The following is a 7,605-nucleotide window of genomic DNA, read 5'->3' on the forward strand; positions in this document are numbered from 1 at the left end:
AAGCCTGGTCGGCGGCGTGATCTCTCATCAGCGACGAGACAAGAAGGTGACCGGCCATGACCCTGTTCAGCTGTTCGTACGGCGTGCGCTCCGCCCTACGCCGCCCAGCCCGCGTCCGGCGTAACGTGGGGATCCCGGCCGCCGGGCTGGCCGTGCGGCTGCTGGTCGGCCCATGGCCCCATGGCGGCAGGCTCCACGCCCGCGAAGGACAATCGCGTCATCGAGGCCAGAGCCGACGTGCCGACCTTCACCACCTCACCCCTCACCGAGGACGTCCAGGCCATCGGCCCGGCCCCCGTCCGGCCGCCCGAGCGCTCGGACAACCCGCACGTCGACCACTTCACCCGCGTCTGCGACGTTGACCCGCGGGCCGGTCGGTCAACGTGTGCGACGGCCGCATCCGCCCGCGGAGCCGGGCGACATCCGGACCGCCGACATCACCCTGTGGCCGACGGCCCACACCGCTTCCCGCGCGGCCACCGCATCCGGCTGCAGGCCTCCAGCGGCGCCCACCCGCGCTTCGGCCGCGGCCCCGGAACCGGCGAACCCCGCGCGCCGGGGAGCGAGCCGTCTCTCCGGAACACGGGATCCTCCATGACCGCCGCAACCCGTCAGCCCTCTGGCTGCCACTCACTTCAGGAGCATCGTGAAGCTACTCGTACTCGGCGGCACCCACCACGTCGGCCGCGCCGTCGTCGAAACCGCGCTGGAGCGCGGCGACGAGGTGACCACCCTCAACCGCGGGCTCAGCCGCGACCCCGCCCCCGGAGTCCGCGCCCTGATCGCCGACCGCACGGATTCCGAGTCCGTACGGCAGGCACTCGGCGACGCCGAATGGGACGCGGTCATCGACACCTGGGCCTGGGCTCCCAGGGAGGTGCGAGAGGCCGCCCGCCTGCTGGCGCACAGGACAGGACACTACGGATACGTCTCCAGCCGTGGCGTGCACCGCTGGCCCTGGCCCTCCGGCGCCGACGAGTCGGCGCCCCTGGTCGACGGCGACCCCGGCAGTACCGACGACGCCGACTACGCCGCCGCCAAGCGCGGCGGCGAACTCGCCGTCCTGGAATCCTTCGCGGGGCGCGCGTTACTGGCCAGAGCCGGGATGATCCTCGGCCCGTACGAGGACGTCGGCCGCGTCCCGTGGTGGCTGCGCCGCCTGGAGAAGGGCGGCCGGGTCCTGGCCCCCTCCCCCGCCGACGCGCCCCTGCAGTACCTCGACGCCCGCGACCTGGCCACCTGGATGCTCTCCTGCGCCGAACGCGGTCTCAGCGGCGCCTTCACCGTGACCGGTCCACCCGGCGCGACCACCCTCGGCGAACTCCTCACCACGGCCCTGGAGGTCACCGGCTTCGACACCGAACTGGTGTGGGCCGAGCCGGATCTCCTCCGGAGGTACGGCCTGCCGCTTGGCATGGAGTTCGGGCTACGCCTGCCCGACGGCGGTGTCCCGAGCGGCATGCACGACGCCGACGTCAGCGCCGCCCTCACCGAAGGCCTCACCACGCGCCCGCTGCGCGCGACCCTGGCCGACACCTGGGCCTGGCTCCAGGCCGAAGGCGACCCCACACCCCGCACGGACGCGCCCTCTCCCGACACCTGGCTGGACGCCGCCGCCGAACAACGCCTGCTCGACCAGCTCTCCCACTAAGGACAACCGACTTTCATGCGTGCCGTCATCATCGGAGCCGGTATCGCCGGCCTGGCCACCGCCCTGCGCCTGCACCAGATCGGCTGGGACACCCTCATCGTCGAACGCGCCCCGGCCCGCCGCGGCGGGGGCTACGCCGTCACCTTCGGCGGCATCGGCTACGACGCCTACGAACGCCTCGGCATCCTGGACGACCTGCGAGCCAAGGCGTTCGACACCACCGAACTCATCTACCACAAGAGGGACGGATCCCGCCGCTTCGCCCTCGACCGCGCCACCATCGCCGCCACCACGGGCCCGCGCTCGATCACCATCCTGCGCGGCGACCTCGAATCCGTCCTGTACGAGAAGGTCCACGACCGGACCGAGATCCGCTTCGGCACGACCATCACCGCCGTCGACCAGGACGACCACGCCGTCCGCGTCGCCCTGGACGACGGCAGCACCGAGGAGGCCGACCTGCTGATCGGCGCCGACGGCCTGCACTCGGCCACCCGTGCCCTGTTGTTCGGGCCGGAGGAGGACTTCCTGCTCGACCTGGGGCACAAGGTCGCCGTCTTCATGCTGGACCGGCGGCCCGCCGGTATCGCACCCGGCGCGACCGGCACCCTGTCGTCCAACGGCCGTACCGCGGCGGTCATCAGTGTCGGCGACGGCCGCAACGTCGCCTTCTTCGGCTACCGCGCCGACCACGCCCGTCCCGGCGAGGACGTCGCCACCCAGCTGGGACGCGTCTACGGCGACCTCGGCTGGGTCATCCCCGAAACGCTCGCCGGGCTGGCTCGGGCCGACTCGGTCTATTTCGACACCATCAGCCAGGTCGTGGCACCGACCTGGAGCAGAGGCAGGGTGGTGCTGCTCGGCGACGCCGCCTGGTGTGTCACCCTGTTCGCCGGGTACGGCTCCTCACTGGCCGTCGGAGGCGCCGACCGCCTGGGCACCGAACTGGCCGCCCACCCAGGAGACGTCTCCGCCGCGCTGACCGCGTGGGAGGCCGCCATCCGGCCCGAAGCCGAACGCAAACAGAGGCTCGGCCGCCGCGTCAAAGGCGTCTACGCCCCCGCCAGCCCGCTGCTGCTGTGGCTGAGCCTGCTCCCGCTGAGGCTGGCCTCCCTGCCTCCGGTACGCCGGTACATGACGCGCCGCTTCATCAAGGGCTGAGGGCCGTGAACACCTGGCCGGGTCGGCGGCCAGGTGTTACATTCCAGGCGTCTACAGGAACGCGCCCCACGGTGGGGCGCGAACGTCGGTGAGCCGGGAAGCCTGGTCGGCCCGCGATCTTTCGGTCGTGGAGCTAGGAGGCTGTTCCCGATGCGCCCGACCGCACCCCTTCTCGCATGCGGCACCGCCGCCGGCGTCCTCGTCCCAGTGTTGCTCCTGCTCGACGGCGCCACCCGGCCCGGCTACAGCCTCTGGCATCACGGCGCCAGCCAGCTCGGCACCGGCGAGCGGGGCTGGCTGCAAACGGCCAACTTCGTGATCGGCGGGCTCCTGCTGTTCGCCTTCGCCGCCGGGATGCGCCGTGCTCTTCCTGCCGGCCGGGCCGCGGTCTGGGCGCCGTTCCTTGTGGCCGCCGCCGCTCTGGCGATGGTCGTGGCGGGGGTCGTGCCCACTGATCCCGCCCTCGGCTACCCGCCCGGCCTGTCTGAGGTGGTCACCACCGCGGGCCGCATTCACGGGCTGGCCGGTCTGGTGCTGTTCGCCGCTCTGGCGGCCACGCCGTTGGTGCTGGCCCGAGGCCCACACGCCGGTGGTCGAGGCTGGGCGCTCTACTCGCGCTGGTCAGGTGCGCTGGTCATCGCCTTCGCCGTCGCCGCAGGCGTCGCCTTCCGACTGGACCTTCAGGGCGTGGTCCGGCCCGCACCCGCCGGGCTGCTCGAACACGCCGCCCTGCTGGTCGGCTTCACCTGGATCGTCACCGCCGCAGCCCACCTGCGCCGCCGTTACACCCGTGCGGAGGCGTGAGGTGGAGACCGCGTTGGAAACCTGCCCGGCCGTTACAGCCCACAGGCCCTGGTCGGTTCGTCGCCCTGTTCACCCTGGTGAACAGGCCTCCGCCAAGGTCACCGCCGACGCTGACCCCGCAGCTCGCCGAGCCACCCGCTGACTCGTCGGCCTCGTCTTCCTGTCGCCGCCGGCCGTTCCGATCCTCCTCGCGGGCCGACTAGGGACCCGCTGAAACGATCAGCGGGAGCAGCGCACCGTAGAGGACGAGCAGGAGGACCGACTCCCGACGGCTGAGCCTGCTGCCCCGGGCGAGCAGGCCCCAGCTGATTCCGCTGATGCCGACCATGGCCACGACCAGCGCCGGAGCCACAGCGGACGGCACACCGCCGGAGGAGAAGGCGACCACCGCTCCTCCCACCAGACTGTTGACCAGATTGCTGCCCAGCAGGTTGCCGATGACCAGGTCACCGTCGCCACGGCGTTGCGCCTGGACCGAGGTGACCAGCTCGGGCAGCGAGGTGCCGAGCGCCACCAGGGTGAAACCTACGACCTGGGAGGACACTCCAGCCCGGATGGCGAGCTCGGAGACGTTGGCGACGAGCAACTGCGCCCCCAGCAGTGTTCCGCCCAACCCGACGATCGTCCGGGCTGCCTCGACCACCAGGCGGGGCCGTATCGCGGCCCCGAGGTGATCCGTGGTCTCGGCGACCAGGGCGTCTCGCGGGTCCGCACGGGCGAACCTCAGGAGCATGACCACCGAGGCGACCATCGCCAGGGTGAGAAGGACACCCGTCACCGGGCCGAGGCCGTACGTCAGGGCCACCGCGAACGCCGTCACCGCGGCCAGGGACAACGGAGCCTCACGCCGCAGGATCGACGACCGTACGGCGAGTGCGGCCGTCAGCCCGCCGACGCCGAGGATCAGCGTCATGTTGACGATGTTGGAGCCGACCAGGCTCGCGGCGGCCAGATCCGTGTGTCCCCGGGCGGCCGCCGTGGCGGCCACGACCAGCTCCGGGGCACTGGTGCCGAATCCGATGACCACGACGCCGACGACGACCGGCTGGACACCGAGCCGCCCGGCCAGCCGTCCGGCGCCGATGACCAGATGGTCGGCGGCCAGCGCGAGCACAACGAGACCGATCACACTGAGGATGGCGAGTACGAGCATTCGTTCCGCCTTTCCAGGAATGAAAGTGACATCGAAGGTGGAGCCGTCAGAAGGGGCTGTGGCGAACCGGGGCCGCTGTGACCGCTCCCGGCCACAGGGCGTCCCCGGGTTGCCGACGGCGCGGCGAACCCGCAGGGACCCGGCCTGCCCGCGACCGGCGCGGACCGGTCAGCCGCCCGTCAGATCTCGCCGCCGGAAACCGGCCAGACCCGCCAGGACCAGCGCCGCGGCGACCACGACCAGCCAGGCGAGAGGGCCGAACGTCGCCTCGCCTCCGGGAACCCGCGGCAGATGGGCGAAGGGCGACAGGTCCTGGATCCGTTCGTCGATCCCGAGCAACCTGCCCAGCTGGCCGAGCAGGACGAACGCCCCCAGCACCGCCCACGCGAGACTGGTCAGCCGGGGTACGAACCCGAACAACAGCACCGCGACCCCGGCCATCACCCACACCGCGGGCGCCTGCGCCAGCGCCGCACCGGTGATACGAAGGGCCTGACCCGCGGGATCACCGACACGAATACCGTGTGCGAGACCGGCGGCCAGCCCCGCCACGGCGAGGACCGTCGTGGCGCCCCCAAGTGCCCACACCAGATGACCGGCCGGCCACCGCCAGCGGGACACGGCCGCCGCCAGGACCGGTTCGGCGCGCGCCGCGACCTCCTCGGCCCGTGGCCGCAACGCGGCCTGCACCGCGTAACCCGCGGCCACCATGCCCAGCAGGCTCATCACGGTGGCGAGGAAGGCGTCGACAACGGCCCCCGCGCCGCCGAACCCCGCCATCAGGGCGGCGAGCTGCGGATTGTCGTCCACGATGTCGCCCACGCTCAGGGCCAGCGCGCCGAACACCGCTCCCACGACGGTGAACGCGATCACCCAGCCCAGCAGCACGCCTCGGTGCAGTCTCCAGGCCAGGGCCGTCGGGCCGCTCAGACGTGGTGCCGCCGTCGCGGGCCCCCGCCTGGACGACAGCAGACCCGTTCCGACATCACGACGCCCGGCCAGCAGGTGGGCGACGGCCGACAGAGCCGCCGCGGCCACGGCGAACAGGGCGAACACCGTCCATCGCTCGTCGGCGAAGGCCCGCACCCGCTGCGCCCAGCCGAGGGGGGACAGCCAGGACAGCGTGTCACCGTCGGCCGCGTCTCCCGCCGCCCGCAGGAGGAAGGCCAGACCGAGTGCGGCGAGGGCGATGGCGTTGGCGGCGCGGGCCGTCTCGGTCAGTTGCGCGGTCAGCGCCGCGACGCCGGTGAACACCCAGCCCGTCCCCGCCACCGACAGGCCGAAGGCCAGCGCCCCGGAGACGGGCAGTCCCCGCGTGGCCAGACCGAGCGCGCTGAGCAGGGCGACGGCGAGGTTCGCCGCACCGGCCACGAGTACGGCGGCCGCCGGAAGCGCGTGACGGCCGACCGTCCCGGCGCCGATCAGCTCGGCTCGGCCGGTCTCCTCCTCGGCGCGGGTGTGCCGGGTGACGAACAGGACGCTCAACAGGCTGGTGAGGACGGCGGCGACGCCGGTCACCCGCCAGGCGGTCAGACCTCCGGCGGAGGACGGATCGAAGATCGGTCCGGTGAGCGCACGCAGAGCCGGGTTGGCGCCGATGGCGAGCCCCAGCGCGAGCCTCTCCCCCATGGTCGGGTACAGCTCGACGATCGCCGAAGCGGTGGCCGTCACCAGCCCGGGGATGACGACGACCCAGATGGGCAGTCGCAGCCGATCGCGGCGGAGGGCGAGCCGAACCAGTGTGCCGGTGCCGGTGAGGGCGCTCATGCCGCGTTCACCCGGTAGTGCCGCAGGAACAGCTCCTCCAGGGACGGCGGCCGGCAGGCGAGGCTTCGCACGCCCGCTTCGCTGAGCAGACGCAGGACGCCGTCGAGCCCGTCGGGGTCGACCTCGAACCGCACATGCGGGCCGTCGACGACCAGGTCGTGCACGCCGGGGAGCGCGGCCAGCCCGTCCGGTGTACGGGCGAGTTCGGCGGTGACGGACGTGCGGCTCAGGTGGCGCAGCTGGGTCAGCGTCCCGCTCTCGACGACCCTGCCCTCACGGACGATGGTCACCCGGTCGCACAGTGCCTCGACCTCCGACAGGATGTGGCTGGACAGCAGCACGGTACGGCCGTTGTCCCGCTCTTCGGCTACGCAGTCGCGGAACACCGCCTCCATGAGCGGGTCGAGACCGGAGGTGGGTTCGTCCAGCAACAGCAGTTCGACGTTGGAGGCCAGCGCGGCGACGAGTGCGACCTTCTGCCGGTTCCCCTTGGAATAGGCGCCGCCCTTCTTCGTCGGGTCGAGGTCGAAGCGCTCCAGCAGCTCCGCCCTGCGCCGCAGGTCGAGTCCGCCGCGTAGCCGCCCGAGCAGGTCGATGGCCTCCCCGCCGGACAGCGTCGGCCAGAGCACGACATCGCCCGGCACGTAGGCCAGCCGCCGGTGCAGTTCGACGGCGTCACGCCACGGGTGTCCGCCGAGGAGTTCGGCGTGACCGGAGTCGGCGCGCATCAACCCCAGCAGGACGCGCAGGGCCGTGGTCTTACCGGCCCCGTTCGGGCCGAGGAAGCCGTGCACCTCGCCCGTTCGCACACTGAGGTTCAGGCCGTTCAACGCGTGGACGCCGCCGAAACGCTTGGTCAGGTCACTGATGAGCACGGCAGGGCTGCCCGGCATGGGCGCCTCCTCGAAGCCGGTCCGATATGACGTTGCCGACCAGACTTCCCGGCGCTCCGACGTTGACGGTAACAGCGGCGAGGAGCGTTGACCAGAGCCTTTTCGCGGGAGTTCGTACCCTTTCAGGGCAGGCCGGTGAAGCGCTCGATCTGCTTGGTCTTGCCGGAGACGATGAT

The 7,605-nt window shown here is 72.1% G+C and carries 6 protein-coding genes; 3 read left to right on the plus strand and 3 right to left on the minus strand.

The window, feature by feature from the left end; all coding sequences use genetic code 11:
- Positions 1 to 646: 646 nt before the first annotated feature.
- The 3 genes from ACFOYY_RS41575 (at position 647) to ACFOYY_RS41585 (ending at position 3,616) form a co-directional block, all read left to right on the plus strand.
- On the plus strand, positions 647 to 1,651 hold the full coding sequence (locus tag ACFOYY_RS41575) for an NAD-dependent epimerase/dehydratase family protein (protein WP_386197047.1): 1,005 nt from the start codon (positions 647 to 649) through the stop codon (positions 1,649 to 1,651).
- 15 nt (positions 1,652 to 1,666) lie between these two features.
- Entirely contained in the window at positions 1,667 to 2,812 is a 1,146-nt protein-coding gene (locus ACFOYY_RS41580; RefSeq protein WP_386197049.1) for an FAD-dependent oxidoreductase, read from the plus strand.
- Between the two features lie 150 nt (positions 2,813 to 2,962).
- Positions 2,963 to 3,616, plus strand: coding sequence for a DUF998 domain-containing protein (locus tag ACFOYY_RS41585; RefSeq protein ID WP_386197051.1), 654 nt, complete (start codon positions 2,963 to 2,965; stop codon positions 3,614 to 3,616).
- Between the two features lie 199 nt (positions 3,617 to 3,815).
- On the opposite strand, the gene ACFOYY_RS41590 is transcribed toward ACFOYY_RS41585, so the two are convergent.
- The 3 genes from ACFOYY_RS41590 to ACFOYY_RS41600 form a co-directional block, all read right to left on the minus strand.
- Complete coding sequence (locus ACFOYY_RS41590; RefSeq protein ID WP_362918449.1) at positions 3,816 to 4,769, minus strand: sodium:calcium antiporter; 954 nt, start codon at positions 4,767 to 4,769, stop codon at positions 3,816 to 3,818.
- Positions 4,770 to 4,937: 168 nt separating this feature from the next.
- Positions 4,938 to 6,536 carry an ABC transporter permease gene (locus ACFOYY_RS41595; protein ID WP_386197053.1) on the minus strand — a complete coding sequence of 533 codons (1,599 nt, stop codon included), beginning with the start codon at positions 6,534 to 6,536 and terminating at the stop codon, positions 4,938 to 4,940.
- Positions 6,533 to 7,429 carry an ABC transporter ATP-binding protein gene (locus ACFOYY_RS41600; protein ID WP_352012084.1) on the minus strand — a complete coding sequence of 299 codons (897 nt, stop codon included), beginning with the start codon at positions 7,427 to 7,429 and terminating at the stop codon, positions 6,533 to 6,535. The genes ACFOYY_RS41595 and ACFOYY_RS41600 overlap by 4 nt, the downstream gene beginning before the upstream one ends.
- Positions 7,430 to 7,605 lie beyond the last annotated feature (176 nt).

The sequence above is a fragment of the Streptosporangium jomthongense genome (genome assembly GCF_042650425.1).
Taxonomy (GTDB): Bacteria; Actinomycetota; Actinomycetes; order Streptosporangiales; family Streptosporangiaceae; genus Streptosporangium.

Bases quoted from the DNA above. Each gene is read 5' to 3' on its own strand.
- ACFOYY_RS41600 (WP_352012084.1), bottom strand. From the start codon at position 7,429: ATGCCGGGCAGCCCTGCCGTGCTCATCAGTGACCTGACCAAGCGTTTC.
- ACFOYY_RS41590 (WP_362918449.1), bottom strand. From the start codon at position 4,769: ATGCTCGTACTCGCCATCCTCAGTGTGATCGGTCTCGTTGTGCTCGCG.
- ACFOYY_RS41595 (WP_386197053.1), bottom strand. From the start codon at position 6,536: ATGAGCGCCCTCACCGGCACCGGCACACTGGTTCGGCTCGCCCTCCGC.
- ACFOYY_RS41580 (WP_386197049.1), top strand. From the start codon at position 1,667: ATGCGTGCCGTCATCATCGGAGCCGGTATCGCCGGCCTGGCCACCGCC.
- ACFOYY_RS41585 (WP_386197051.1), top strand. From the start codon at position 2,963: ATGCGCCCGACCGCACCCCTTCTCGCATGCGGCACCGCCGCCGGCGTC.